The following is a 24885-nucleotide window of genomic DNA, read 5'->3' on the forward strand; positions in this document are numbered from 1 at the left end:
CCGGCTCGGAACACGAGTTCATCTGAAAGGAGGCAGCGACGTGACTCGCGCACTCACCCACATTGGGCAGGCCATCTTCGTCATCTGGGCGGCCTACACCCTGACATTCCTCGTCCTCTACCTGCTGCCCGGCGACCCGGCCACGATTCTCGTGCTGTCGGCCACACAAGAGAACGACACGCTCGATCGGGGACAGATCGACGCGCTCCGAGCCGAGTGGGGCCTCGACCGGCCCCTCTACGAGCAGTACTTCACGTCACTCTGGGGTGTGCTGCATCTCGACTTCGGGCTCTCGTACGAGACCCGCGGTTCTGCCTGGGAGCGCGTCGTGACGCTGCTGCCCCAGACCGGGGCGCTCGCGGCCGCGGCCCTCGGGCTCGCCGTGGTCTTTGGCGGGGCGCTCGCGATTGCCGCGAACTCCGCTCGCCAGCGCTGGGTCCGCCGTCTGCTCGCGGCGGTCCCACCGCTCGGCGTGTCGCTGCCCGGCTTTTGGATCGGCCTGCTGCTGATTCAGTTGTTCTCGTTCCGGCTCGGGCTCTTGCCCGCGTCGGGCAGCTCGGGGGTCGCATCCCTCATCCTCCCGGCGATCACTCTCGCGATTCCAACCGGCGCGACGCTCGCGCAACTCTTCGCCCGGAGCCTCGAGGTGACGCTCACCGAGCCGTTCATTACCGTGCTTCGCTCGCGCGGTGCCGACCACCGTCGGGTGATCGGCCACGCGGTGCGCAACGCCGTGCTGCCGGTGCTCACGATGGTCGGCATGCTCGTCGGGCAGCTGTTCGCGGGCGCCGCCATCACCGAGACCGTGTTTAGTCGCGACGGCATCGGCAAGCTCACGGTGGACGCGGTGAGCCGGTTCGACGGGCCGGTTCTGCTCGCGATCGTGGTCGTCGTGTCGGCCACCTTCGTGATCTCGAGCCTGCTCGTCGATCTCATCTATCCCTATGTCGACCCGCGCCTGCGCACCGCGGGTCCGCGCAGCCGCACGAGCCAGGCCGACAAAACCGACAAGCCCGCCAGCGAGCAGTCGACGTCGCTCGAGGCCACGATTGGAGCCGCATCATGACCAGCGCCACCTCGGCACGACCCGCCGCTCCGCCGGCACCTTGTGCCGTACCCACCGACACCGAGGCGCCGCGCCAGCCGGTCGACGACGGCCAGCCTCCGCTGCGGCGGCGGCTGCGCGCCCTGCGGCGACGCATCCTGCACGACCCGCTCCTCATCAGCGCGATCGCGGTATTCGCGGTCGTCATCGCCTGGTCATTCTGGCCGAGCGTGTTCGCGTCGGGCAACCCGACCGCCATCGACGCCGACGCGATGCTCCTGTCGCCCTCGGCTGAGCATCCGTTCGGCACCGACCAGGTCGGCCGCGACCAGTTCACGCGCGTCGTCTACGGCACCTCGCTCTCGATGCTCGCAACCCTCGTCGCGGTGCTCGTAGGGCTCACGATCGGCTCGGTCATCGGCCTACTCGCCGGCTACTTCCGCGGCGCGTTCGACGCCATCGTCATGCGCATCATCGACGTCGTCATCTCGGTACCCTCGCTGCTGCTCTCGCTCATCATCGTCACCGCGACCGGCTTCGGCACCGTGAACGTCGCGATCGCTGTTGGCCTCGCGAGCAGCGCCAGCTTCGCGCGCATCATGCGCGCCGAGGTGATCAAGGTCGCGAGCTCAACCTATGTCGAGGCGAGCTGGGTGTACGGCGGCGGCGTGTTTCGCCGGCTCTTCCGCCACGTCTTCCCGAACTCGATCGCGCCGGTGCTCTCGCTCGCGGCCCTCGAGTTCGGCACCGCGATCCTCGCGGTCTCGGCCCTGAGCTTCCTCGGCTTCGGCGCAACGCCGCCGACCCCCGAATGGGGCGCCCTCATCTCGGACGGCCGCAGCTACCTCGCGACCGCCTGGTGGCTCACCGTGATTCCGGGCTTCGTGCTCGCCATCGTTGTCGTCGCCGCCAACCACATCTCCCGTGCCTTTCAGAAGGGAACCTCCGCATGAGCACGACCGACACCACCCCGCCGCCGCTGCTCTCGGTGCGCGACCTCACGATCGACTACGTCGTCGGCGGCCGCGAAACCCGAGCCCTGCGCGGCGTGAGCTTCGACGTCGCCGACGGCGAGCGCGTGGCCCTCGTCGGCGAGTCCGGCTCGGGCAAGACGACCACCGCGAACGCCATTCTCAACCTGCTCGGCGGCAACGCCGAGGTTGCGGGCGAGGTCGAGTTCGACGGCGGTTCGCTGCGCGGCCTCTCGTCGCGGCAGTGGCGTTCGATTCGCGGCGCGAAGATCGGGCTCGTGCCGCAAGACCCGGCCGTCTCGCTCGACCCTGTGCGGCGCATCGGCGATCAGGTCGTCGATACCCTGCGGCTACACGACCTCGTTCGCGGCTCGAATCGCCGCGAGCGCGCGAGCTATGCCCGCGCCCGGGCCCTCGAGCTCATCACGAGCACCGGCATTTCGCGGCCGGAGCAGCGGCTCGACCAGTACCCGCACGAGCTCTCGGGCGGGATGCTGCAGCGCGTGCTCATCGCCGCGGCGTTGGCGACGGAACCACGATTGCTTATTGCCGACGAGCCGACAAGCGCCCTCGATGTCACGGTGCAGAAGCGCATCCTCGATCTACTCGACGACCAGGTGCAGAGGCTCGGTGCCTCGCTGCTCTTCGTCACGCACGACCTCGCCGTGGCCGCCGACCGGGCCGACCGCATCCTCGTCTTTTCGAATGGCGAGATCGTCGAGCAGGGCACTCCGCAGCAGATCCTCGAGGCACCCGCGCATCCCTACACGAAGCGGCTCATTGCCGCGGCGCCCCGATTCCGTGCGGGTGCCGGCGCCGGCATTCGCGAGCTGCCCGCGTCGCCCGAGCGCGCGACCGTGCTCGAGGTGCGCGACGTGAGCAAGCGCTACCGCGTCGGCCGCGGACGGCAGGCCGAGCAGGTCGCCGCGCTGAGCGGCGTCTCGCTCGACGTGCGCGAGGGCGAAACCGTCGCGCTCGTCGGCGAATCGGGTTCGGGCAAGACGACGCTCGCGAAGGCCCTCGTCGGCATCACCGACGTCGATGCCGGGTCGATGAAATTTCAGGGCACCGAGCTGATTGGGCTCGACGCCAAAGCCCACCGGCAGGTGCGCAAGTCGCTCACCCTCGTGTACCAGAGCCCCTTCGCCTCACTGCCGCCGCACCTCACGGTGGCGCAGACGATTACCGAGCCACTCGTGAATTTTGGGCTGGCCGGGCGGCGCGAGCTTGCAGGCCGCGCGGCCGAGCTGCTCGATCAGGTGCGCCTGCCGCGCGCGTTCGCGCATCGCCTGCCGAGTGAGCTGTCGGGCGGGCAGCGACAGCGCGTCGCGATTGCGCGGGCGATTGCCCTCGACCCGAAGCTGATCGTGCTCGACGAGCCGGTTTCGGCGCTCGACGTGACCGTGCAGGCGCAGATTCTCGAGTTGCTCGTCGAAACGCAGGTGCGCACGGGCGTGAGCTACCTCTTCATCACCCACGACCTCGCGGTAGTGCGGGAGGTCGCGCACCGCGTGGTCGTGCTCCAGCAGGGCGAGGTGCAGGAGGTCGGCGCGACGCGCGACGTGCTGTTCGCGCCCGAGTCCGCGTACACGCGTGAGCTCACGGCCGCGGTGCCCGGCGGTGGGCTGCACGACGACCGTGTCGTCGAGGCAATCGCGTGAGCCCGGCCCCCGGCCAGCACCCGCGCGCTGGCGAGGCGGCGGGCTCGCGGCCGGCATTGAATGTGCTCGACGTCATCACGATTCCCGAGGGTGGGGATGCGGCGGGCGCCATCACCGCGTCGACGGATGCGGCCGGTCACGCCGAGCGCGCCGGTTACCGCCGCTACCTCCTCACCGAGCACCACCTCAACGCGGGCATTGCGGGCGGGCCCATTCCGACCCTGCTGCCGTTGTTCGCCGAGCGCACCGAGCGCATCCGGGTGGGCACCGCCGCGACCCTGCTCGGCAACTATCGGTTGATTCAGGTCGCTGAGACCTTCGGGGCCCTCGCCTCGCTCTACCCCGGCCGGATCGATCTCGGGCTCGGGCGCTCGGGCGCGGTGCCCGCGTCGACGCCCGAGTTTCCGAAGCACCTCACCGCGAAGTTCCAGCTGCAGCGCCGCCTGTTCGGGCGCACCGACGGCGATACGACCGACCTCGAGGCGCTCATCGACGAGCTGCGGGCATTCTTTGCCGGCACTTCCGTCGACGAGGAGGCGGGCCCGTTTGTCGCGCCGCCGGCAACGGCCGCGACACCGCAGCTGTGGGTGCACGGCACGAGCGCGGGCATCAGCGCCCGCGTCGCCGGCGCCCTTGGTCTGCCGTTCGGCTCGAACTATCACACGTCACCGCGCACGACGCTCGACGCGATCGCCGAGTACCGCGCCGCGTTCCGCCCCTCGACGACGCTCGCCGCGCCGTATGTGATGGTGTCGGCCGATGTCATCGTCGGCGACACGGATGCGGCGGTGCAGCGGGCGGCGAAGGGCTACGGCCACTGGGTCGCGTCGATCCGCAATGGTCGTGGGCAGGGCGCGATCCCGTATCCCTCGGCCGAGTGGGCGGATGCGCATCCCCTCGGGAACGACGACCGCGAGCTCGTCGCCGACCGGCTCGCGACCCGCATCGTCGGCGCGCCGGAACCGGCCGCGGCGCGTCTCGCCGAGCTGGCCGAGCGCACGGGTGCCGACGAACTCCTCATCGCCGTCGAGACGCACGAACCCGACGACCGCCTCACCACCCTCGCCCTCCTCGCCGATTCCTGGCGTTGAGTGCTTGGGGGTTGAGTGGTCGTTTTTTGTAGTGCTGGCGGTGCCAGCACTACAAAAAACGACCACTCAACCCCCGAAGCGGCGGGCAGCTGCCGCGCCGTCGGGCGGGTGCGGCTAGGCGAGGGGTTCGAGCGTGGGGGGTTCACCGTCGGCGTGGGCGTGCGCGACGTGGGTGAAGCCCTCGTTGACGGCGCGCTCGAGCAGATTGCGCACGTTCTTCGGGCGGCGCTCGAGCCGCACACGGCGGCCGGGCTGCGCGAGCTCGCGCTTGATGCGCAATTGCGCGTCGATTGGGAGGCGCTTGTCGACGAGCACGAGCACCGCCTCGCCAGCGGCGCCCTCTTGCTCGGCGACGAGGTCGACGATGCGCTCGAAGCCAATCGAGAAGCCGCACGCGGGCACATCCGTGCCGAGGAAGCGTCCGATCATGCCGTCGTAGCGACCACCGCCGCCGACCGACGAGCCCGACGCCGGGTGCGCCACCTCGAAGATCGTGCCGGTGTAGTAGCCCATGCCGCGCACGAGCGTCGGGTCGAACACGAGCGGCAGCTTGCCGCCGCCGGCCGCGACCGCCTCGGCGAGCTCGGCAAGCGAGCTTGCCGCGAGCTTGGCGCCCTCGCGGGCCGCGAGCTCCGCCGGAAGCGAGTCGAGCACGTGCGCGAGGTCGAGTCCGCGCTCGAGCTGGGGCGCCCATCCCTCGAGCGCCTCACGGATTCGTTCGGCCGCAGCCGCGTTCGTTTCGGCGAGCTCCGCAACGACGCCTTCGACGCCGATCTTGTCGAGCTTGTCGACGGTAATGAGTGCCGCGGGCGCCTCGTCGGCGCCGAAACCGCACCAGTCGAGCAGCTCGTTGAGCAAGCGGCGGTCGTTGACACGGATCGTGCAGTCGCTCAGCCCGAGTCGGTGCAGGGCGTCGCCCCCGGCGACGAGCAGCTCGGCCTCCGCAAGCAGCCCCGGCTCGCCGAGGATGTCAATGTCGCACTGCACGAACTGGCGGTAGCGGCCCTTCTGCGGGCGCTCGGCGCGCCAGACGGCGCCGATCTGCAGCGCACGGAACACGCTGGGCAGTTCGCCGCGGTGCGACGCGGTGTAGCGCGCGAGCGGCACCGTGAGGTCGAACCGCAGGCCGAGGTCGCTCAGCTCGAGCGGGTCGCCCGCTGCCGCGGCCGCGGCCAGATCGTCGGCGCCGAGCCCGCGGCGCATGATCGCGAACGAGAGCTTCTCGTTGTCGCCGCCCATGCCCGAGTGCAGCCGCTCGGAGTCCTCAACCACCGGCGTCTCAATCTCGTCAAATCCATGTTCGCCGTACACCTCGCGAATGGTCGCGAGCACGCGCTCACGACGGCGCTTGTCGGCGGGCAGGAAGTCGCGCATACCGCGCGGCGGATTGATCTGAGTGGCCATTGCTCCAGTTTACGTAGCCGCGTCGGCCGACTGTGACGCTTCCGCGTCGCGAATTCGACCTTCGAGTCGGCGGACGGCGCCGCGCAGCGCGCGTTCCGCGTCAATTCCCTCACTGCGGGCCACCTCGATAGTCGCCAATAGTTCGTCACCGAACGCGGCCTCGGCCGCATCCTCGTTGCCGTCGAGCGGCGCCGCGAGCTGCGCATCCACGCTCGTGCCCCGACCGAGCACCTTCTCGGCGAGCGCGAGGGCTGGCATCGAACGGGCAATGCCATGGAGCACCGAGGTGCGGTCGCGCTTCTCGATCGCTTTCGCTTCCTCCCACATACGGATGATCTCGTCGATGTCGCGCGTCGGCGTCGGCCCGAAGACGTGCGGGTTGCGTCGCACCAGCTTGTCGCGTTGCTCGTCGGCGACGTCGTCGAGGGTGAAGGCGCCGCGGTCGGCCGCGATGTTTGCATGGAAGAGCACCTGGAACAACACGTCGCCGAGCTCCTCGCGGATTTCGGTATCGTCGCCCGCCTCGATCGCGTCGACGAGTTCGGCAGTCTCTTCGACGAGGTACTTCACGAGCGAGCGATGCGTCTGTGCCTCGAACCAGGCGCAGCCGCCGTCGCCGCGAAATCGCTCCACCGTTGCGATCAACTGCTGCATGGCCTCACTCGTCATGCGCTCAAGGCTAGTTACCCTTGACCACATGCAGAAACTCCGCCCGGTGCCCTGGCAAGTCTGGCTGATCACCGCGGTGGCGTCGCTCATCACGGCCGCCGCGGTCTCGGGGCAGCACTGGGTCGAGGTCACCGGCGCCGACGATTCGGGCCTGCTCTACCCCGTGCTCGTCGCGATCGTGCCGGTGTTCACGTGGATCGCCACGGGCATCGCCGACTCGATTCTGCTCGTGCGCCGCAGCCGCGCGCGCCAGCACGCGGAGCAGCTGCGCACGGGCTGGGCCAAGCGCGTCACGACCTCGTTCGGCTGGGTGCTCGGGATGTTCATCCTGGCGGTCGTGCTCGTGGGCCTGATCTGGCTTGCCGTCGATGTCTGGATTGGCAACGCGTCACCCACGTACAGCGGCGCCGGCGACGAGTTCGCGTTCCCACGCACGATCGCGATCACCGTCGGCCTCGTGTTCGCGCCGGGCCTCGCGTCGGCGGTCCCGGCCGTACTCATGTCGTCGAGCTCGGGTCCGGTCGAGGACCTCTAGCGCGTGGTTCGCGACGCGGTGCCGTTACTCGCAGCGCGACTCGACACGCGCATCCCTGGTAGAAAACCGCATCGCTGGGGCCCAGAACCGACGCCAGCGTCGCCCAATCGCTGCGGTTTTCTCGGAGAGCGACGGTGATGGCCGCATCGATCGTAGAAAACTGCATCCAGCGGCGGCACGGATGGGGTCGACACGCCGGGATGCCGCGACCCGCCTACGGCTTGCCCTTCGCCGCCGACTCGGCCTCGTCGCTCGGGGCGACGTCGTCTTCGGGCTTCGCGTCGAAGAGCGCGAGGAAGACGCCGCGGATCCAGTCGAGGAACTCGCCGTCGCTGAGCGGCTCGCCGATGCGCTTGCCGCCGGGGAGCGGCAGCATCAGCAGGTGGTTCGCCTCTTGATACTTCGCCTCGGGGTACATGCGCCGAAGTCGAATCTGCTTCGAATCGGCCAGCGTAACCGGCGTGATGCGCAGCACGCGCCCGACGGCGGCGAGCTCGCTGAGCTGCAGCCGCACGGCCATTCGGCGGATGCGCGACACGGCAACGAGCGTCTCGACCTCGGCCGGCAGTTCGCCATAGCGGTCCTTGAGCTCGTCGATCACGAGATCGATCTGCCCGAGTCGCGCCGCCGCCGAGGCCGCCGACGACAGCTTCTGGTACGCCTCAAGGCGCAGCCGCTCCGACGCAATGTAGTCCTCGGGAATCCGCGCATCGACCGGCAGCTCCATCCGCAGCTCGGTGTGCTGCTCAGGCGCCTCGCCCTTAAACGCGTCGACGGCCTCGCCGATCATCCGCAGGTAGAGGTCGAAGCCGACGCCCGCGATATGCCCCGACTGCTCGCCGCCGAGCAGGTTGCCGGCACCGCGAATCTCGAGGTCCTTCAGCGCCACCTGCATGCCCGAGCCGAGCTCGTTGTTCGCGGCGATCGTCTCGAGTCGGTCGTGGGCCGTCTCGGTGAGGGGCTTGTTCGCGTCGTAGAGGAAGTATGCGTAGGCGCGCTCTCGGCCACGACCGACGCGACCGCGCAGCTGGTGCAACTGGCTCAGGCCGTAGCGCTCGGCGTCATCAATGATGAGCGTGTTCGCGTTCGGAATGTCGAGGCCGGTTTCGACGATCGTCGTCGTCACGAGCACGTCAAACTTCCGCTCCCAGAAGTCGACGATGACCTGCTCGAGGCTCGCCTCGCTCATGCGGCCGTGAGCGACCGCGATGCGGGCCTCGGGCACAAGCTCGGCGAGGTGCGCCGCAACCCGGTTGATGGATGCGGTGCGGTTGTGCACGTAGAACACCTGGCCCTCGCGCAGCAACTCGCGCCGGATCGCGGCCGTGACCTGCTTGTCGCTGCGGCCTCCCACGTACGTGAGGATCGGGTGGCGGTCCTCCGGCGGCGTCGCCAGCGTCGACATCTCGCGAATGCCCGTCACCGCCATCTCGAGCGTGCGCGGAATCGGCGTCGCACTCATCGAGAGCACGTCGACGTTCGTCTTGAGCTGCTTCAGCTTCTCTTTGTGCTCGACACCGAAGCGCTGCTCCTCATCGACGATCACGAGCCCGAGGTCGTGATAGCTGAACGACTCCGACAGCAGGCGGTGGGTGCCGATGACGATGTCAACCGAGCCGTCGCGCAGACCTTGCTGCGTCTCGTCAATCTCGCGAGGCTTCTGGAAACGGCTCACGCCGCGCACCTGCACAGGGAAACCCGCCATGCGCTCGGTAAAGGTCTCGAGGTGCTGACGCACGAGCAGCGTCGTCGGCACGAGCATGACCACCTGCTTGCCGTCCTGCACCGCCTTGAACGCGGCCCGCACCGCCACCTCGGTCTTGCCGAAGCCGACGTCGCCCGAGAGCAGCCGGTCCATCGGCATCTCGCGCTCCATATCGTGCTTCACCTCGTCGATGACGGTGAGCTGGTCGGCCGTCTCGGCGTACGGGAATGCCTCCTCAAACTCATGCTGCCACGGGGTGTCCGGGCCGAAGGCGTGGCCCTTCGACGCGACCCGCGCCGAGTAGAGGTTGACGAGACCCACGGCGATATCGCGCGTCGCCTTGCGCGCCTTCGACTTCGTCTGCGCCCAGTCGCTGCCGCCCATCTTCGACAGCGCAGGGTCTTCGCCACCGACGTAGCGACTCAGCTGCGAGAGTTGGTCGGTCGGCACGAGCAGTTTGTCGCCCGGGTGTCCGCGCTTCGACGGCGCGTATTCGATCACGAGGTACTCGCGGGTAGACCGCTGATTCGGGCGGCCGGGCACGGGAATCTCTCGCTGCTCGAGCCGCAGGAAGCGGCCGATGCCGTGCTGGTCGTGCACGACGATGTCGCCGGCCTTGAGCTGCAGGGGGTCGACCACCGCGTTCGCCCGGCGACGCGCGAGCTTCTTCGGCCGCGTCGTGTTGTAGCCAACCGCGCGCCCGTAGAAGTCGGACTCGGTGAGCAGCGCGAGGCGCTCGTCGGGCAGCTGCACGCCGGCGGTGAGGGGCGCCTGCACGAGGTAGGCCACGCCCGGCTCGAACTCGTCGGGCAGCTCTGTCACCATTCGTCCGGCCGCCTCATGCTCGGCGAGCACCTGCTGCGCGCGCTCGACGAGGCCCGGCCCGTTCGCGGCCATGATGACACGCCAGCCGTCGCGCAGCAGCGCGATCGTGTGCTCGATCGCCCCCTCCGCGTTGCCAGCGAAGTTCGGCACCGATTCCGAGGGCACCACGACGTTGCCGTCATCTTCGTTGCCGAACGGCGAGAGCGTCCACCAGGTGCGCTCCCCCTTCGTCGCCTGCAGTTCGCGCATCGACAGGAAGTCGCCGCTCGTCAGGTCGATCGGGGCTTCGGCGCCGGCCGTCGCGGCCGACCACGCGGCCTCGAGGAACTCGTGGTTCGTCTCTCGGAGGTCCTTCGCCCGATTCGCGACGCGCTCGGGCGCGAGCACGGCGATCGCCGCATCCTCGGGCAGGTACGCGGTGATCGGCACGAGGTCGGGCACGAGCGCGGGCGCGAGCGACTCCATCCCTTCCACCGGGATGCCCTCGGCAATCTTCTCGAGCATGGTCTCGATCGCGGGGAATTCGCCCTGCATCTCACGGGCACGCGCCCGCACATCGTCGGTGAGCAGCAGCTCGCGGCTCGGCGAGAGCACAACGGAGTCGAAGGCCTCGTCGTACGATCGCTGGTCGGAGACCGCGAACGGTCGAATCTCGTCGACCTCGTCGCCGAAGAAGTCGATGCGCACCGCCTGGGCGGCGTCGGGCGGGAACACGTCGAGAATGCCACCGCGCACCGCGAACTCGCCGCGGCGGGTAACCATGTCGACACGCTGGTACGCGAGCGACACGAGCGTCGCCGCGAGCCCATCCAGGTCGTGGCCGCGACTGCCGACCGCGAGGTGCATCGTCGCCGCATGGTCGAGCCCCGGCAGCAGCGGCTGCAGTGCCGCGCGCACGGAGGCGAAGAGGATGAACGGCGCGGTCGGGTTTTCGCGCCATTGCGCGAGCTGGCCCATCGCCGCGAGCCGTCGCCCGGTCGTGTCGGCCGACGGGCTCAGCCGCTCGTGCGGCAGGGTCTCCCAGGCCGGGAATTCGACGATGGTTGCGTCGGGCAAAAATGCCCGCAGATCGGATGCGTATTGCTCGGCCTCGCGGCTCGTCGCTGTGATCGCGAGCATCGAGGCGGCCGAGCGAACTGTGGCGCGGCGCTCAAGCAGGCTCGCCAACAGGGGCGCCCGCAACCCGTCGCCCACCGTGAAATCGGTGTCGACGCGGCTCTGCGAGACCGCCTTGTTCAAGCTTGCGTTGTCGCCCGCGGCGACGAGGAATCCGTGGAGGCTCACTCAGCCCATTCTAGGCCCGCACCCCGCGCGGGACACTGGCAGCTGCCGCTATTCGCGGCCGAGCCGCCGGTAGCGGCGGTAGAGCACAGCCACCAGCGCGAGCAGCGCCACGGCCATCAGCGTGCCGAGCGGGTCGAGCGGGATGCGCATGACGAGGCATGCGGCGACCGAGAACACCGCCATGAACGCGAAGAAACTCACGAAGCCGAGCCAGAGTTGCAGCTGATTGCGCTGCACCTGCGTATTGCGGGGCATCAGCTCTTCACCCCGCCCGCGGTGAGGCCGGCCACGATGCGCCGCTGCAGGATGAGCACGAGGATCACGAGCGGCACGGTCACGATCGTGCCGGCGGCCATGATCGCCGCATAGGGCTGAATGTAGGGGTTCGCGCCCGCGAAGCGCGCGATCGCGACGGTAACCGGCTCGACGTTGGGCCGCGAGAGCTGGCTCGCGAGCAGGTATTCGTTCCAGGTCGCGATGAACGCGAGGATCGCCGTCGTGAACACCGCGGGCGCCGCGAGCGGCAGAATGACCCGGGTAAACGCCTGACCACGGGTCGCCCCGTCAACCCGCGCCGCCTCCTCGAGTTCCCAGGGGAGGTCGTGGAGGAACGAGGTGAGCGTGTAGATCGTGAGCGGCAGCGCGAACGAGATGTTCGGGATTATCAGGGCCTGATAGGTGCCGAGCCAGGAAATGTTCGTGAACAGCTGGAACAACGGCGTCACGAGCGCGATGCCCGGGAACATCGAAGCGGCGAGGATGATACCGGTCACGAAACTCTTGCCCGAGAAGTTGAGCCGGGCGAGCGCATACGACACCGTCACACCAAGCACGACCGCGACCACCGTCGTGACGCCGGAGATGAGCAGCGAGTTGCCGATCGACCGCAGCAGGTTGTTGCCGCCCGAGGCGTCGAGGGCCGCCGCGAAGTTGTCGAGCGTGAGGTACGTCGGCCACGGGGTGGTGTCGAAGGTGTGGCTCACATCGCGGAAGGCAACGACCATCATCCAGTAGAACGGCAGCAGGCACCAGATCACGATAATCGCGCCGCTGAGGTAGCTGCCCCAGCCCTCACCGCGGCGGGGCTTGCGCTGAATCACCTGCGAGGAGTCGGTTGGAGTCACGTCACTTCTCCTTCGTCGTGACCGCGCGGGTCGACAGCGGTTCGGTCTGGAGTGGGCCACGGCGCTTGCGGCCCGGCGCGCCCGTCGTGAGCTGGCGCGCCGGCTGCGTCTGGGCCACCGCGTTCGCGCCGAGCACCTTCACCATGATGAACGCGCAGGCGAAGATGATGAGGAAGACGATCGTCGACAGCGCCGAGGCGTTGTTGTATTCGTTCTCGCGCATCGTGGCGGTGACCAACAGTGACATCGTCGTTGCGGCGCCCGAGGTGTTGCCCTGCATGATCGCCGGCAGGTCGTACATGCGCAGGGCGTCGAGCAGGCGGAACAGCACCGCGACCATCAGCGCGGGGCGTACGAGCGGCATCGTGATTTGCGTGAACTGTTGCCACTTCGTCGCCCCGTCGATGCGGGCCGCCTCGTAGACATCCTTCGGGATGAGCTGCAGGCCAGCGAGAATGAGCAGGGCGACGAACGGCGTCGTCTTCCAGACGTCGGCGACGATGACGGCCGACAGCAACTCCCACGTGCCAGTCGTCCATTGCAAGTCGAGACCGGTGAGCGAGTTGATGATGCCCTGGGGCGCGAAGATGAACGCCCAGAGCTTCGCCGTGACGGCGGTCGGGATGGCCCACGGCACGAGCACCGCCGCGCGGAGCAGGCCACGCCCGACGATGTTGCGGCCCATGATGATCGCCATGCCGAAGCCGATGATGACTTCGAGCGACACCGTGACGACCGTGAGGAAGAACGTGACGCCGATGGATTGCCAGAACTGCGAGCCCGTCGTGCCCGGCGGGCAGGAGTTCACTCCCCCGCCGCAATCCTGAAGAATCCAGTGCGCGTAGTTCGCGAAGCCTGCGAAACCGCCCTCCTGGAAGAAGCCCGTCTCGGCGTCGTAGGTGCGGTCCTGGTTGAACGACTGGACGATAGCGCTGATGATCGGGTACCCGATCACGATCGCGAGCACGATCAGCGCCGGCGCAATTAACCAAATGGCCGACCTATTGTCGGTGCGCCAGCGACGCTGCTTCGGCGTCGCATCCTTGCTCGAATATTCGGTGGTCGCGCTACTCATGTCCCATCCCTCACCATCGAGTCCTGAGAATTGCCGCTGCGGAGGGCGGCGCCGGGGCCCGCATCGAGCCCGGCGCCGCACATCCCTAGCCCGAGGTGCTCGAGGTGATGGCCGATGACATATCGCTCACGGCCTGATCGAGATCTTGGCCCTCGACAATCGCCGCGTAGGCATTGTCGGCAATGGCCTTCGACACGGCCGCGTAGAACGGCGTGACGGGGCGCGGCTGCGCGTTGTCGAGCGCATCCTTCAGGGCGGGCAGGTACGGGAACTGCTCGATCAGCGACTCGTCCTCGTAGATCGACGCGAGCACCGGCGGGAACGACTGCTCGGCGAAGCCACGCTGGTTCTCTTCCGACAGAATGAACTGCACGAAGTCGAACGCCGTCGCCTTGTTCTCGGAGTAGACGTTAATGCCGTTGTTGTAGCCACCGAGCGTGGATGCGCCCGGGCCGTCGGGCCCAACGATCGCGGCAACGTCGAACTTGTCCTTCACCTGCGACGAATCCTCGCTCGTCGCCGTGTCGTACATGTACGGCCAGTTGTACGCGAACACCGCGTTTCCCTCGAGGAACTCGAGGTTTGTCTGCTCCTCGGTGTAGCCGTTCGCGCCCTTCGGGATGTCGCCGTTCGCGTACGCCTCGGCGAGCGCCTGGATGCCGGCCTTCGCCTCGTCGCTGTCCACCGTCGGCGTCTTGCCATCGGCGTCAACAACCGAGCCGCCCCACGAGTTGATGGCCTGCGTGGTCTGCACCGTGAGCCCCTCGTAATTCTTCAGCTGCATGATGAGCAGGTCGAGGTCCTCGGCATCGGCCGCGTCGCGGTACGACAGCAGTTCGTCCCATGTCGCCGGCGCCTCGTCCACGATGTCGGTGCGGTAGAACATGAGCTGCGCGTTCGTGTTCTGCGGCGCCGCGTACAGCGTGTCCATGTAGGTGGCCGAGTCGACGGTGGCGGGCAGCAGGTTCGACGTGTCGAGCTGCAGGTCGCCATCGAGCGGCTGCAACCAGCCCTGGGCTGCGAACTCGGCGGTCCAGGTGACGTCGAGCGCCATGACGTCGTAGTCGCCGCTCTTGGCCTGCAGCGACTGCACGAGCGTGTCGCGCTGCCCGTTCGCCTCTTGTGGCAACTCAACGAGCGTGACTTCCTCGTCGGGGTGGTCGGCGTTCCACGCCTCAATTATCGGCTCGAGCTTCGCTGAGTCGTTTGAACCCATCGCGAATGAGATCGGGCCGCGCGAGTCGAGGCCCGAACTTTCGGCGCCGCTGCCGCCACCCCCAGCAGTGCATCCTGCAAGAACTAACCCAGCTACTGCGGTGACGGCGACCGCACTGAACTTTCGCTTCATGAATTGCTCCCTTACATTTCTTCAGCGTGTGTTCGGTTGTGTATGGTGGTGCCCGGCGTCGGCGACGAGCCCATCTTCAGTCTTGCACGGTGTACCGACAACTGCGGTGCAATCTTTGCGAGCGCGTCACACTCCGCGTTCGATGCGCTGCCCAGAGTCAGTGTCGAACAGGTGAAACTGCTCGCTGCGGGCACTGAGCCGGAACGCGGCGCCCTTGCTCGGCGGCGTGTCGTCCTCGTGCCGCGCGACAACGAGGGGCTCGCCCGGCAACTCGGCGCGGCCGTAGATGTAGGCGTCCGAACCAAGCTCTTCGACGAGGTCGACCTCGAAACCGAAGCCCTCGGACTCGGAGAATCGCAGGTGTTCGGGGCGGATGCCGACGGTGACGCGCTGCCCGGGCCTCACGACGCCGTCACGGGTCGGCACGGGAATGTCGCCGAGGCGCACGGCGCCGCCTGATTCGACCGTCGTCTCGATGAGGTTCATTGCCGGCGAGCCGACAAAGCCGGCCACGAACACATTGTTCGGGTGGTTGTACAGCTCGCGGGGGGTGTCGACCTGCTGCAGCACGCCATCGTTGAGCACGGCGACGCGGTCGCCCATCGTCATCGCCTCGACCTGGTCGTGCGTGACGTACACGGTCGTGACCCCGAGACGGCGCTGCAGGCTCGCAATGTGCGAGCGGGTCTGCACCCGCAGTTTTGCATCGAGGTTGGAAAGCGGCTCGTCCATGCAGAACACCTGCGGTGAGCGCACGATGGCGCGCCCCATCGCGACGCGCTGGCGTTGACCGCCCGAGAGCGCCTTCGGCTTACGGTCGAGAAACTCGGAGAGATCGAGCAGCCCCGCGGCCTCTTCGACGCGCCTGCGAATCTCGGCCTTCGGCGTGCCTGCGAGCTTGAGGGCGAAACCCATGTTGTCGGCGACCGTCATGTGGGGGTAGAGCGCGTAATTTTGGAAGACCATCGCGATGTCGCGGTCTTTCGGATCCTTCTCAGTGACGTCGTCGCCGCCGATGAGCACGGAGCCTGCGGTCACCTGTTCGAGCCCCGCGAGCATCCGGAGCGTCGTGGATTTGCCGCAGCCGGAGGGGCCGACGAGGACGAGGAACTCGCCGTCCTCAATCTCGAGGTTGAGGTCGCTCACCGCGGGGCGCTCGCCGCCCGGGTACTGCAGCGACACGTGATCGAATGTTACGGATGCCATCGTTGGTGTCCTTCCTGGCGGGTACGCGCCAGACGATCCGAGTGAAGGGATGCTTGGATCCTAACCACACCGGCTGTGCACCGCAGCCGTCGCCGAACTACTCGGCATACATTCGCGCGTACGCGGCGACATCGCGCGCGTACTCGACGGGCAGGTTGTACGCCGAAACCGCGGTGTTCCAGCCGTTGTCGCTGACGAGCTCGCCGCTCCGGTCGCAGAGGTAGACGGCCGCCGTAAGCACGGCATCGTCGAGCTGATTCGGGTCGGCCGTGCCGTCGAGGTTCGCGTCCTGCCCGAACTGCGCCCAGGTCGAGGGGATGAACTGCATGGGTCCGACCGCGCGATCCCACTCGGTGTCGGTGTCGATGGTGCCACCCTCGGTGTCGGGAACCGCGAGGGTACCGTTCGTGCCGTCGAGTGGAATGCCAATAATCGGTGGATCGATGCTGCCGTTCTCGGCGACCTCGCTGCCGTAGATGGTGCCGTGGTGCGACTCGACACGGCCGATGCCGGCGAGGGTGTTCCAGCCGATGCCGCAACCGGGCGTCGTTTGCGCGACACGGATCGAGGCGCCCGCATACGCCGCGACGACGCGCGGGTCGATGTTGGTACGCTCGGCCGTCGTGGCGAGCCAATCGGCGTCTACGAGCTCCACGAGGGGCACATCCGCGTCGGTGCTCGCCGCCTCGGGCAGTTCCTGCGCCGGCGCGGTCGGGTAGCCGCGCTCGGTGAAGGAAGGTTCGGACTCGCCGGCGCAGCCGCTCAGAATAATCGCCGCGGCGAGCGCCGCAAGGGGCGCCACGAACCGGCGAGAGCGTGGCGTGGAGGGTCGCATCGGCGGAGTTCCTGACTCGTCGTCGGTCGGCTGGGCGGTCGGGGCGAGCGAAACCCGGTTGCTACGCAATCTCGGCGGTATCGAGCAGGATCGTGAACGGCCCCTCGTTCACGCTGTGTACGCGCATCATCGCGCCGAAGCGACCTGTCTCGACGTGGAGGCCGCGAGCGGCGAGGCCCTCGACCAGCGCATCGATGAGCGGCTCCGAAACCGGGCCTGGCGCAGCCTTCGACCAGTCGGGTCGGCGGCCCTTGCGCGCATCCCCGTAGAGCGTGAACTGGCTCACGACGAGCACGGGCGCGTCGAGGTCAAGCGCACTGCGCTCGTCGGCAAGGATGCGCAGCTCGGCAATCTTGCGCACGAGCTTGGCGACGTCGTCGAGATCATCTCCGTGCGTGACGCCGACCAGGGCGAGCAAGCCAGGGCGTGGGAGTTCACCGACGGTATCGCCAGCGACCTCGACGCTGGCCGAGCTGCAACGGGTGACGACCGCGCGCATCCGCTACTTGCCTCGCGAGTGGACGACCTGCTGGGCGTCGACGAGGCCACGCTGCACGAGCAGTTCGACGGCGTCGGCCGCGTCGGCCACGAGCACCGGCAGGTTGTCGCGCTCGTCGCTTGAGAAGGGGCGCAATACGTAGTCGGCCGGGTCTTGGCGGCCGGGAGGCCGGCCGATCCCGACGCGCACACGAAGATAGTCGGCGCCGATGGCCGACGAGATGTCGCGCAACCCGTTGTGGCCGCCATGGCCGCCGCCGCCCTTGAGTCGCACGCTGTCGAACTCGATGTCGAGTTCGTCGTGCACGACGATGACGCGCTCGGGGTCAATGCCGAAGTACTGGACGAGCTGCGAGACGGGCCCGCCCGAAGTGTTCATGAACCCGGTCGACTTCGCGAGCACGAGCTTCGGCCCGCCGGGTTCGGTGCGGCCCTCGGCGACGAGGGCGGTCGCCCGCGGGTGGCGCTTGAACGAAGCGCCAACCCGCGCGGCGAGTTCGTCAACCACCATGTGGCCGACGTTGTGACGCGTGGCTCGGTAGCGGTCGCCGGGATTCCCGAGACCGATGACGAGCCACGCGTCGGACGCCACTACTCGGCGTCCTCGGCAGCTGCCTCTTCGCCCTCGGCGTCCTCGTCAGGCTCAACCTCGACCTGCGGTTCCTGGATCGAGAAGAGGGCGAGCTCGCTCTCCTCATCAACGAGCTTGACGCCCTCGGGCAGCGCAACGTCCTTCTCAATGACGGTGGTGCCAATCTCAAGGCCCTCGACGCTGACCTCGATGCGCTCGGGAATGCGGGTCGCCTCAGCCGACACCAGGATCGTGTTGGCGTCCTGGATGACGATAGCGCCCGGTGCGGGCTCGCCGAGGGCGTGCACGGGCACCTCGACCTCGACGCGCTCGCCGCGGCGAACGATGATGAGGTCGACGTGCTCGATGATCTGGCGAACCGGGTCGCGCTGAACGTCCTTCACCAGCGCGAGCTGCGAGGTGCCCTCGATGTCGAGGTCGATGAGCGCGTTTGCCTTGCGCAGCAGCAGCATGGTCTCGTGACCGGGCAACGTGATGTGGTTCGGCTCGGTGCCGTGACCGTAGATGACGGCGGGGATTTCGTTGTTGGCGCGGATCTTGCGCGCGGCACCCTTACCGAACTCGGTACGGTGCTTCGCCGGGAGGCGGTCGGTGGCGTCAGCCATGAGATTTCCTTTCGTGTGACAGCGGTGAGAACACGAACTCGTGGCCGCCCACGCAAGGTGAGCCACTCGACCGCGTCGATAACGGGCACGGATGCGCCCCTCGCCGAAGTACAGCGACCAAGTTTAGCAGCCTGGCGGCGGCCCGTCGACAGCTCAGGAGCGCCGGCCACGCGCGTACCGCACGGCGCGCTTAAACCCACCGCGGCGCGCGAAGTGCACGGCGACGCCGGCGAACAGCATGGCTGTGCCCACGCCGATCGACATCGAGGCAAACAGCGAAAGATTCTGCATGAAGTCGCTCGGAGTCACGGAGACCGCGACCGAGATGGCATAGACAGCGTTGGCAATGAGGCTGCCAATCACGATCAGGCCGCCGACGAGCCCGGCGCCCAGCCCCGCCATCGCGAGCGAACCAGCGATAACGGCCCACGCAATAATGAGTACGCCGTTGGCCACCAGTTGCGACCACGGACCAAACGTGCCGAGCCACTCCGAGACGAGGTTCGCCTGCCCCGTCGTCACCGCAAGCGCCGAGAAAATCCCCGGCGCGACCGCGATCAGGGCGCCAAGGAGCGCGACGAAGATCGAAGCCACCCGCGCGCCACCACCCGGCCCGTAGGGCGCATCCTCCCAGTCGCGAGGCGAAGGAATCGACGGGGCCGCCGGTGCCTCGCGCCACTGCTGCTGGGGCGCGTAAGGCTGCTTGACGTAGTCGGACGAACTGGCCGCGGCCGGCGCCGGATGCGAAGCTCGCTGCGGCGCCTGCTGCTGCGGCAAGACCGTCGTTGCGTCAGCGCGGTCTTCGCCGAAGTCATACGCCCGCGTTGGCACGGTCTGCTCCTGCGAGGTCGAGGTCACGGGCATGCGCTGCGTCGGCGGCACGGGATCGATCTCGTCGGTCGTCGCCTCTTGCCGGTGAATCGGCCGCGTCGGGTCGGCTTCGTACCGGCCGCTCGCCTGCGCCGACTCGGCCTCGTCTTCGCTGCCAAGATTCCAGTTGTACCGCTGCGTACGATCGTCGTTTTCGTCGGCCACGTGCGCCCCCTTTGCTCGGTGCCGAAAGCCTAACTGGCGCATCCGACGCACCCGAGGTGCCACGCGCAGCCAGCATCCGTGCTCGGCGACCATAATGGGCAGTGGCGCGCAATCCCTCGAGAGGTAGAACATGAACGACTCCACTGCATCCGCAAACATCGGCGTGGTCGGTTTGGCGGTGATGGGCGCGAACCTCGCCCGCAACCTCGCGTCGCGCGAGGGCAACACCGTCGCGGTGTACAACCGCAGCCACGAGCGCACCGAGAAGCTCGTCGCCGAGCATCCCGAGGCGGGCTTCGTGCCGGCCTCGACGGTCGACGAGTTTGCGGCCTCGCTGCAGCGTCCGCGCACCGCCATCATCATGGTGCAGGCCGGCAAGGCGACCGATGCAGTCATCGACCAGCTCGTCGAGGCCTTCGAACCGGGCGACATCATCGTCGACGGCGGCAACGCGCTGTTCACCGACACGATCCGCCGCGAGGCCGCGGTGCGCGCGAAGGGCCTGCACTTCGTCGGCGCGGGCATCTCCGGCGGCGAAGAGGGCGCGCTCAACGGCCCCTCGATCATGCCCGGCGGCACAGCCGAGTCGTACGAGACGCTCGGCCCGATTCTCGAGTCGATCGCGGCTCGCGCCCCCGAAGACGGCTCCCCCTGCGTCACGCACATCGGCACCGACGGCGCCGGCCACTTCGTGAAGATGGTGCACAACGGCATTGAGTACGCCGACATGCAGCTCATCGGCGAGGCCTACGACCTGCTGCGCGGCGTGGCCGGCCTCACCCCCGCCGAGATTGCCGACGTGTTCACGGAGTGGAACCAGGGCGACCTCGAGTCGTACCTCATCGAAATCACGGCCGAGGTGCTGCGGCACGTCGACGCCGACACCGGCAAGCCGTTCATTGACATCGTCGTCGACCGCGCCGGTATGAAGGGCACCGGCACCTGGACGGTGCAGAACGCGCTCGGCCTCGGCGTGCCCGTCTCGGGCATCGGCGAGGCGGTCTTCGCCCGCGGCGTCTCGGGCCGGGTCGCCCAGCGCGAGGCCGTGCGTCCGACCATCACGAAGCGCCCCGAGGCCGCCCCGATTCCCGGCGACTTCGTTGAGCAGGTCCGCCAGGCGCTCTACTCGTCGAAGGTCATCGCCTATGCGCAGGGCTTCGACCTCATTCTCGCGGGGGCCCAGGAGTACGGCTGGCAGGTGAACCCGGGCGCGATCGCAAAGATCTGGCGCGCCGGCTGCATCATTCGCGCCCGCTTCCTCAACCGCATCGCCGACGCGTACGACCGCAACCCGCAGCTCGACTCGCTCATCGCCGACCCGTACTTCGCGGGCGAGGTGGCGAACGGCGTCGATGCGTGGCGTCGCGTCGTCGCGACCGCGGCGCTCTCGGGCGTGCCCGCGCCGGTCTTCGGCGCATCGCTGAGCTACTACGACTCGCTCGCCGCCGAGCGCCTGCCTGCCGCGCTCATCCAGGGGCAGCGCGACTTCTTCGGCGCCCACACGTACGGCCGCGTCGACCGCCCCGGCACGTTCCACACCGAGTGGTCGGGCGACCGCGCCGAGCACGAGGTGCGCTAATGACCGACGCATCCGAGAACACTGCCGGGGTGCCCGCCGAGGCGATCGAGCTGGCGAACCAGCTCTTCGATGCTGCACGCCAGAACCAGGCAGCGTCGCTCGCCGCCTTCCTCGACGCCGGGGCGCCAGTGAACATGCTGGATGCGCAGGGCAACTCAATGCTCATACTCGCGGCGTACCACCACGCGGCCGCGACGGTGACGATGCTGCTCGAGCGCGGTGCCGACGTCGAGCTGACGAACGACCGCGGGCAGAACGCGCTCACCTGCGCCGTCTTCAAGCAGGACGTCGAGTCGGCGCGGGCGCTGCTCGAGGCCGGCGCGAGCCCCGACGCGGGCTCGCCGTCGGCGCGCGAGACCGCGAAGATGTTCAGCTGGCCCGAGTTCGACGAGCTGCTCGCCGAGCTCTGGGGCTAAGCCACCACGAGCACGGGCCGGCCGCGGAATTCTCCGCGGCCGGCCCGTCCTCGTTGCAGCGGCGTGGTTACGCGACCGGCGCGCTGATGCCGGCGCGAGCCTGCTCGGTGGCGGCAACGAGGTTGCGCAGCGACGCCACCGTTTCGTCATAGCCGCGCGTCTTCAGGCCGCAGTCGGGGTTCGCCCAGAGCCGGTCGGCCGGGATGCCCCCAAGAGCCAGCTCGAGCAGCTCCGCGATCTCCTGCTGCGATGGCACGCGCGGCGAGTGGATGTCCCACACGCCGGGGCCGATGCCGCGGGCGTAGTCGTGCTCGTGCAGGTCGGCGACGACCTCCATGCGCGAACGGGCCGCCTCGATCGAAGTGACGTCGGCGTCGAGGCCGTCGATCGCCTCGATGATCTCGCCAAACTCCGAGTAACAGAGGTGCGTGTGCACCTGCGTCTCGGGGCGGGCGACCGAGGTCGAGAGGCGGAACGCGTCGACGCTCCAGCGCAGGTAGGCCTCGTGGTCGGCGCGGCGCAGCGGCAGCAGCTCGCGCAGGGCGGGCTCGTCGACCTGGATGATGCCGGTGCCGGCAGCCTCGAGGTCGGCCACCTCGTCGCGCAGCGCGAGGGCGACCTGGCGGGCGGTGTCGCCGAGCGGCTGGTCGTCGCGCACGAACGACCACGCGAGAATCGTGACCGGGCCCGTGAGCATGCCCTTCACCGGCTTCGCGGTGAGCGACTGCGCGTAGCGCGTCCAGTCGACCGTGATCGGCGCGTCGCGGTGCACGTCGCCCCAGAGGATCGACGGGCGCGTGCAGCGCGAGCCGTACGACTGCACCCAACCGTTCGCGGTGGTCGCGAAGCCGCCAAGGTGCTCGGCGAAGTACTGCACCATGTCGTTGCGCTCGGGCTCGCCGTGCACGAGCACGTCGAGGCCAAGGTCTTCCTGCACCTCAATGACGCGGCGAATCTCCTCGCGGAGGAACTCGTCGTACTGCGCTTCGGTGATCTCACCGCGGCCGAAGGACCGGCGGGCGCGGCGAATCTCGCCGGTCTGCGGGAAGGAGCCGATCGTCGTGGTCGGCAGCACCGGCAGACCGAGTGACGCCTGCTGCGCCTCGGCACGCGCATCCGCATCGCCGCGCGAGAGCTCGATGTCGCTCGCGGCGCGCTCGCGCACCTCGGGGATGCGCACGCCAGCGGCCTGCGCGCGCTCGGCCAGCGCGTCGCTCGCGGCCGTGAGCTCGGCGTCGATGGCCTCGCGGCCCTCGGCGAGGCCGCGGGCGAGGGTCGCGATCTGCTGCGCCTTCTCGTCAGCGAAGGCAAGCCAGTTGCGCAGCTGCGCGTCGAGCTCGGTCTCGTCGGCGACGGTGTGCGGCACGTGGATGAGCGAGGTTGAGGTGCTCACGCTCACGAGCACACCACGCTCGGCGAGGCCGCTGAGCTTGTCGAAGGCCGCAGTGAGGTCGCCGCGCCAGATGTTGTGGCCGTCGATGACGCCCGCGACGACGCGTACGCCGGGGAACTCGGCGACGTTCTCGGGCGCAACACCGCGCACGAGGTCGATGCCGATCGCCTCGACGCCGGCCTTCGCCAGCGCGCCGAAGGCCGCCGCCGGCAGGGCCGCGTAGCTCGTCTGCACGAACAGCGCCGGGCGCTCCTCTGCCTGCGCGAGGCGCTCGTAGGCGCGAGCCGCCGCATCCACCAGCTCGGTCTGCGAGACGCCGAGCACCTCGCTCACGAGGGCCGATTCATCGAGCTGCACCCACTGCGCACCCGCGGCGCGCAGGTCGGCGAGCACCTCGACGTAGGTGTCAAGCACGTCGTCGAGGCGGTCGAGCGGGGCGAAGCCCGCGGGGGCATCGTCGCTCGGCTTCGCAAGCGCGAGGAAGGTCACGGGGCCGACGAGCGTCGGGCGGGTCGCGTAGCCGGCCGAGGCCGCCTCGCGCACCTGCTCGGCGCGCTCGTGGCTGCGGTAAGAGAAGGTGGTCTCGGGGCCGATCTCAGGCACGAGGTAGTGGTAGTTCGTGTCGAACCACTTCGTCATCTCGAGTGCCGGGTGTTCGGCGTCGCCGCGGGCGAGTACGAAGGTGAGGTCCTGGTCGGCGAGCTCAGCGACGTCGGCGAAGCGTGCGGGCACGGCGCCGACGGTGACGAGCGTGTCGAGCACGTGGTCGTAGCTCGCGTCGGCCTCGGGGATCGACGCGTCGTCGCGGCCGAGGCCGGCGGCCTCGAGGGCAGAGCGGGCAGCGGCGCGCACCTCGGCGCGAGACGCTGCGAGCGCGGCGGCGTCGCTGGCGCCACGCCAGTACGACTCAACGGCGCGCTTGAGGTCGCGGTTGCGACCGATGCGGGGATAGCCGAGCACGGTGCCGGCGGGGAATTCGATGGTCATGGTGTCCTTTCGCGGGCGGCTAGGCCGCCGACGTCACTCGCCGCGTGTGGGGTGCGGCATCGGGGCGATCAACGAGGCCAACTCGGCGCAGGAGTTCGAGCGGTTCGTCGATGCGGTTGTGGGTGTAGATGTGCAGGCCTGCCTCGCCGTAATCGATGAGGTCGTGGCACATGCCGGTGGCGTGGGCAATGCCGAGCTCGCGGCGGGCTTCGTCACTGCGGCAAGCCGCAAGTGAACGGCGCCAGCGGTCTGGCACCTCCTCCCCCGCGAGCTGCGACATTCGCTCGAGTCGCGGCAGCGAGGTGATCGCCATGATTCCGGGGCGGATGGGCATGGTCACGCCGTGCGCGCGGGCCCCCTCGACGAAGGCGACGTAGTCGTCGACCTCGAAGAACAGCTGCGTGATCGCGAGCGTCGCGCCGGCGGCCTCCTTGGCGAGCAGCGTGTCGTAGTCCTGCTCGATCGAACGCGACTGCGGGTGGCCGTTCGGGTAGGCCGCGACGGCAGTGACGCCGAGCTGCGGGGTGCGCACGTGCCAGCGCCCGGCGATCGGGCCGAGCTCGCGCGGCAGGTGCTGCTGCCGCACGCCCTCGATGAGCTGGGCGAGTTCGGCGCCGGTGCGGAGGTCGCCGAGAAACTCGTCGGTCTCGCTCAGGCCGGCCGGCGGGTCGCCGCGTAGCGCGAGGAAGTCGAGGATGCCGTGGTCGAGAAACGCGCCGATGAGTTCGCTCGCCTCGTCCATCGACGAGCCGACGCAGGTGAGGTGCGCGAGCGGGCGCGCCGTCGTCTCGTCACGGATGAGCTGGAGCACGTCGAGCGAGGCGTCGCGCGACGAGCCCCCGGCACCGAAGGTCACCGAGATGAAGTCCGGATGCGTTTCGCCGAGCGTCCGCGCGATCTCCGGCATCCGCGCCGCGACCGAAGCGGAGCGCGGCGGGAAGAGCTCGTAGGAGAACGGAATCGGCATGGCAACCAAACTAGGGGTTCTTCCCCGCTTCTAGT

General features: G+C 68.7%; 22 protein-coding genes. 7 read left to right on the plus strand and 15 right to left on the minus strand.

Features of this window, described 5'->3' with window-relative positions:
• The first annotated feature begins 40 nt into the window (after positions 1-40).
• Genes EJL01_RS03360 through EJL01_RS03375 form a run of 4 tightly spaced genes read left to right on the plus strand, consistent with a single transcriptional unit; the run spans position 41 to position 4768 of the window.
• A complete protein-coding gene (locus tag EJL01_RS03360; protein WP_125106282.1) occupies positions 41-1066 on the plus strand; it encodes an ABC transporter permease in 1026 nt (341 codons plus the stop codon).
• Positions 1063-1998, plus strand: a complete 936-nt coding sequence (locus EJL01_RS03365) for an ABC transporter permease (RefSeq protein WP_241209089.1) — start codon at positions 1063-1065, stop codon at positions 1996-1998. The genes EJL01_RS03360 and EJL01_RS03365 overlap by 4 nt, the downstream gene beginning before the upstream one ends.
• Positions 1995-3677 carry a dipeptide ABC transporter ATP-binding protein gene (locus EJL01_RS03370; protein ID WP_125106283.1) on the plus strand — a complete coding sequence of 561 codons (1683 nt, stop codon included), beginning with the start codon at positions 1995-1997 and terminating at the stop codon, positions 3675-3677. The genes EJL01_RS03365 and EJL01_RS03370 overlap by 4 nt, the downstream gene beginning before the upstream one ends.
• Positions 3674-4768, plus strand: coding sequence for an MsnO8 family LLM class oxidoreductase (locus EJL01_RS03375; protein WP_125106284.1), 1095 nt, complete (start codon positions 3674-3676; stop codon positions 4766-4768). The genes EJL01_RS03370 and EJL01_RS03375 overlap by 4 nt, the downstream gene beginning before the upstream one ends.
• A 114-nt stretch (positions 4769-4882) precedes the next feature.
• Here the strand turns inward: EJL01_RS03375 and hisS are convergent, their stop codons facing one another.
• Both hisS and EJL01_RS03385 read right to left on the minus strand, forming a co-directional pair.
• Positions 4883-6172: a histidine--tRNA ligase gene (gene hisS, locus EJL01_RS03380; protein ID WP_125106285.1), complete on the minus strand. Its 1290-nt coding sequence runs from the start codon at positions 6170-6172 to the stop codon at positions 4883-4885.
• 9 nt (positions 6173-6181) lie between these two features.
• On the minus strand, positions 6182-6841 hold the full coding sequence (locus EJL01_RS03385; RefSeq protein WP_125106286.1) for a nucleoside triphosphate pyrophosphohydrolase: 660 nt from the start codon (positions 6839-6841) through the stop codon (positions 6182-6184).
• Positions 6842-6869: 28 nt separating this feature from the next.
• Between EJL01_RS03385 and EJL01_RS03390 the strand changes: the two genes are divergently transcribed.
• Positions 6870-7376, plus strand: coding sequence for a hypothetical protein (locus EJL01_RS03390; protein ID WP_125106287.1), 507 nt, complete (start codon positions 6870-6872; stop codon positions 7374-7376).
• A 214-nt stretch (positions 7377-7590) separates the two neighbouring features.
• Here EJL01_RS03390 and mfd read toward each other — a convergent pair whose 3' ends face one another.
• The 11 genes from mfd to EJL01_RS03445 all read right to left on the minus strand — a co-directional run bounded on the left by mfd (position 7591) and on the right by EJL01_RS03445 (position 19508).
• Positions 7591-11190, minus strand: a complete 3600-nt coding sequence (mfd, locus tag EJL01_RS03395; protein ID WP_125106288.1) for a transcription-repair coupling factor — start codon at positions 11188-11190, stop codon at positions 7591-7593.
• Between the two features lie 48 nt (positions 11191-11238).
• Positions 11239-11445 (minus strand): hypothetical protein, encoded by a 207-nt coding sequence (locus tag EJL01_RS03400; RefSeq protein ID WP_125106289.1) that lies wholly within the window; start codon positions 11443-11445, stop codon positions 11239-11241.
• Complete coding sequence (locus EJL01_RS03405) at positions 11445-12290, minus strand: carbohydrate ABC transporter permease (RefSeq protein WP_164509780.1); 846 nt, start codon at positions 12288-12290, stop codon at positions 11445-11447. The genes EJL01_RS03400 and EJL01_RS03405 overlap by 1 nt, the downstream gene beginning before the upstream one ends.
• Positions 12291-12315: 25 nt before the next feature.
• Positions 12316-13389 carry a carbohydrate ABC transporter permease gene (locus EJL01_RS03410; RefSeq protein ID WP_125106290.1) on the minus strand — a complete coding sequence of 358 codons (1074 nt, stop codon included), beginning with the start codon at positions 13387-13389 and terminating at the stop codon, positions 12316-12318.
• 85 nt (positions 13390-13474) lie between these two features.
• Complete coding sequence (locus EJL01_RS03415) at positions 13475-14737, minus strand: ABC transporter substrate-binding protein (protein ID WP_125106291.1); 1263 nt, start codon at positions 14735-14737, stop codon at positions 13475-13477.
• Positions 14738-14863: 126 nt separating this feature from the next.
• Positions 14864-15943, minus strand: a complete 1080-nt coding sequence (locus tag EJL01_RS03420; protein ID WP_125106292.1) for an ABC transporter ATP-binding protein — start codon at positions 15941-15943, stop codon at positions 14864-14866.
• A 97-nt stretch (positions 15944-16040) separates the two neighbouring features.
• Positions 16041-16778: a lytic transglycosylase domain-containing protein gene (locus EJL01_RS03425; protein WP_125106293.1), complete on the minus strand. Its 738-nt coding sequence runs from the start codon at positions 16776-16778 to the stop codon at positions 16041-16043.
• A 61-nt stretch (positions 16779-16839) separates the two neighbouring features.
• Complete coding sequence (gene dtd, locus EJL01_RS03430) at positions 16840-17277, minus strand: D-aminoacyl-tRNA deacylase (RefSeq protein ID WP_125106294.1); 438 nt, start codon at positions 17275-17277, stop codon at positions 16840-16842.
• 3 nt (positions 17278-17280) lie between these two features.
• Complete coding sequence (pth, locus tag EJL01_RS03435) at positions 17281-17868, minus strand: aminoacyl-tRNA hydrolase (protein WP_125106295.1); 588 nt, start codon at positions 17866-17868, stop codon at positions 17281-17283.
• Complete coding sequence (locus EJL01_RS03440) at positions 17868-18473, minus strand: 50S ribosomal protein L25/general stress protein Ctc (RefSeq protein ID WP_125106296.1); 606 nt, start codon at positions 18471-18473, stop codon at positions 17868-17870. The genes pth and EJL01_RS03440 overlap by 1 nt, the downstream gene beginning before the upstream one ends.
• A 153-nt stretch (positions 18474-18626) precedes the next feature.
• Entirely contained in the window at positions 18627-19508 is an 882-nt protein-coding gene (locus EJL01_RS03445) for a hypothetical protein (protein WP_125106297.1), read from the minus strand.
• 130 nt (positions 19509-19638) lie between these two features.
• On the opposite strand from EJL01_RS03445, the gene gndA reads away from it, so the two are divergent.
• A complete protein-coding gene (gene gndA / locus EJL01_RS03450) occupies positions 19639-21087 on the plus strand; it encodes an NADP-dependent phosphogluconate dehydrogenase (protein ID WP_125106298.1) in 1449 nt (482 codons plus the stop codon).
• A complete protein-coding gene (locus EJL01_RS03455; RefSeq protein WP_125106299.1) occupies positions 21087-21503 on the plus strand; it encodes an ankyrin repeat domain-containing protein in 417 nt (138 codons plus the stop codon). Before gndA ends, EJL01_RS03455 begins: the two co-directional genes overlap by 1 nt.
• A gap of 67 nt (positions 21504-21570) precedes the next feature.
• Here EJL01_RS03455 and metE read toward each other — a convergent pair whose 3' ends face one another.
• Together metE and EJL01_RS03465 are read right to left on the minus strand one after the other, a co-directional pair.
• The gene (gene metE, locus EJL01_RS03460) at positions 21571-23883 is read right to left on the minus strand and encodes a 5-methyltetrahydropteroyltriglutamate--homocysteine S-methyltransferase (protein WP_125106300.1); all 2313 of its coding nucleotides are present in this window, start codon (positions 23881-23883) and stop codon (positions 21571-21573) included.
• A 19-nt stretch (positions 23884-23902) separates the two neighbouring features.
• Complete coding sequence (locus EJL01_RS03465; RefSeq protein WP_125106301.1) at positions 23903-24850, minus strand: methylenetetrahydrofolate reductase; 948 nt, start codon at positions 24848-24850, stop codon at positions 23903-23905.
• Between the last annotated feature and the right edge of the window lie 35 nt (positions 24851-24885).

This window comes from Gulosibacter massiliensis (genome assembly GCF_900626105.1).
GTDB classification, from domain to species: Bacteria; Actinomycetota; Actinomycetes; order Actinomycetales; family Microbacteriaceae; genus Gulosibacter; species Gulosibacter sediminis.

Bases quoted from the DNA above. Each gene is read 5' to 3' on its own strand.
- EJL01_RS03400 (WP_125106289.1), bottom strand. From the start codon at position 11,445: ATGCCCCGCAATACGCAGGTGCAGCGCAATCAGCTGCAACTCTGGCTC.
- dtd (WP_125106294.1), bottom strand. From the start codon at position 17,277: ATGCGCGCGGTCGTCACCCGTTGCAGCTCGGCCAGCGTCGAGGTCGCT.
- EJL01_RS03390 (WP_125106287.1), top strand. From the start codon at position 6,870: ATGCAGAAACTCCGCCCGGTGCCCTGGCAAGTCTGGCTGATCACCGCG.
- EJL01_RS03465 (WP_125106301.1), bottom strand. From the start codon at position 24,850: ATGCCGATTCCGTTCTCCTACGAGCTCTTCCCGCCGCGCTCCGCTTCG.
- EJL01_RS03410 (WP_125106290.1), bottom strand. From the start codon at position 13,389: ATGAGTAGCGCGACCACCGAATATTCGAGCAAGGATGCGACGCCGAAG.
- EJL01_RS03370 (WP_125106283.1), top strand. From the start codon at position 1,995: ATGAGCACGACCGACACCACCCCGCCGCCGCTGCTCTCGGTGCGCGAC.
- EJL01_RS03385 (WP_125106286.1), bottom strand. From the start codon at position 6,841: ATGACGAGTGAGGCCATGCAGCAGTTGATCGCAACGGTGGAGCGATTT.
- metE (WP_125106300.1), bottom strand. From the start codon at position 23,883: ATGACCATCGAATTCCCCGCCGGCACCGTGCTCGGCTATCCCCGCATC.
- EJL01_RS03415 (WP_125106291.1), bottom strand. From the start codon at position 14,737: ATGAAGCGAAAGTTCAGTGCGGTCGCCGTCACCGCAGTAGCTGGGTTA.
- gndA (WP_125106298.1), top strand. From the start codon at position 19,639: ATGAACGACTCCACTGCATCCGCAAACATCGGCGTGGTCGGTTTGGCG.
- EJL01_RS03425 (WP_125106293.1), bottom strand. From the start codon at position 16,778: ATGCGACCCTCCACGCCACGCTCTCGCCGGTTCGTGGCGCCCCTTGCG.
- hisS (WP_125106285.1), bottom strand. From the start codon at position 6,172: ATGGCCACTCAGATCAATCCGCCGCGCGGTATGCGCGACTTCCTGCCC.
- EJL01_RS03420 (WP_125106292.1), bottom strand. From the start codon at position 15,943: ATGGCATCCGTAACATTCGATCACGTGTCGCTGCAGTACCCGGGCGGC.
- EJL01_RS03440 (WP_125106296.1), bottom strand. From the start codon at position 18,473: ATGGCTGACGCCACCGACCGCCTCCCGGCGAAGCACCGTACCGAGTTC.
- EJL01_RS03365 (WP_241209089.1), top strand. From the start codon at position 1,063: ATGACCAGCGCCACCTCGGCACGACCCGCCGCTCCGCCGGCACCTTGT.
- EJL01_RS03455 (WP_125106299.1), top strand. From the start codon at position 21,087: ATGACCGACGCATCCGAGAACACTGCCGGGGTGCCCGCCGAGGCGATC.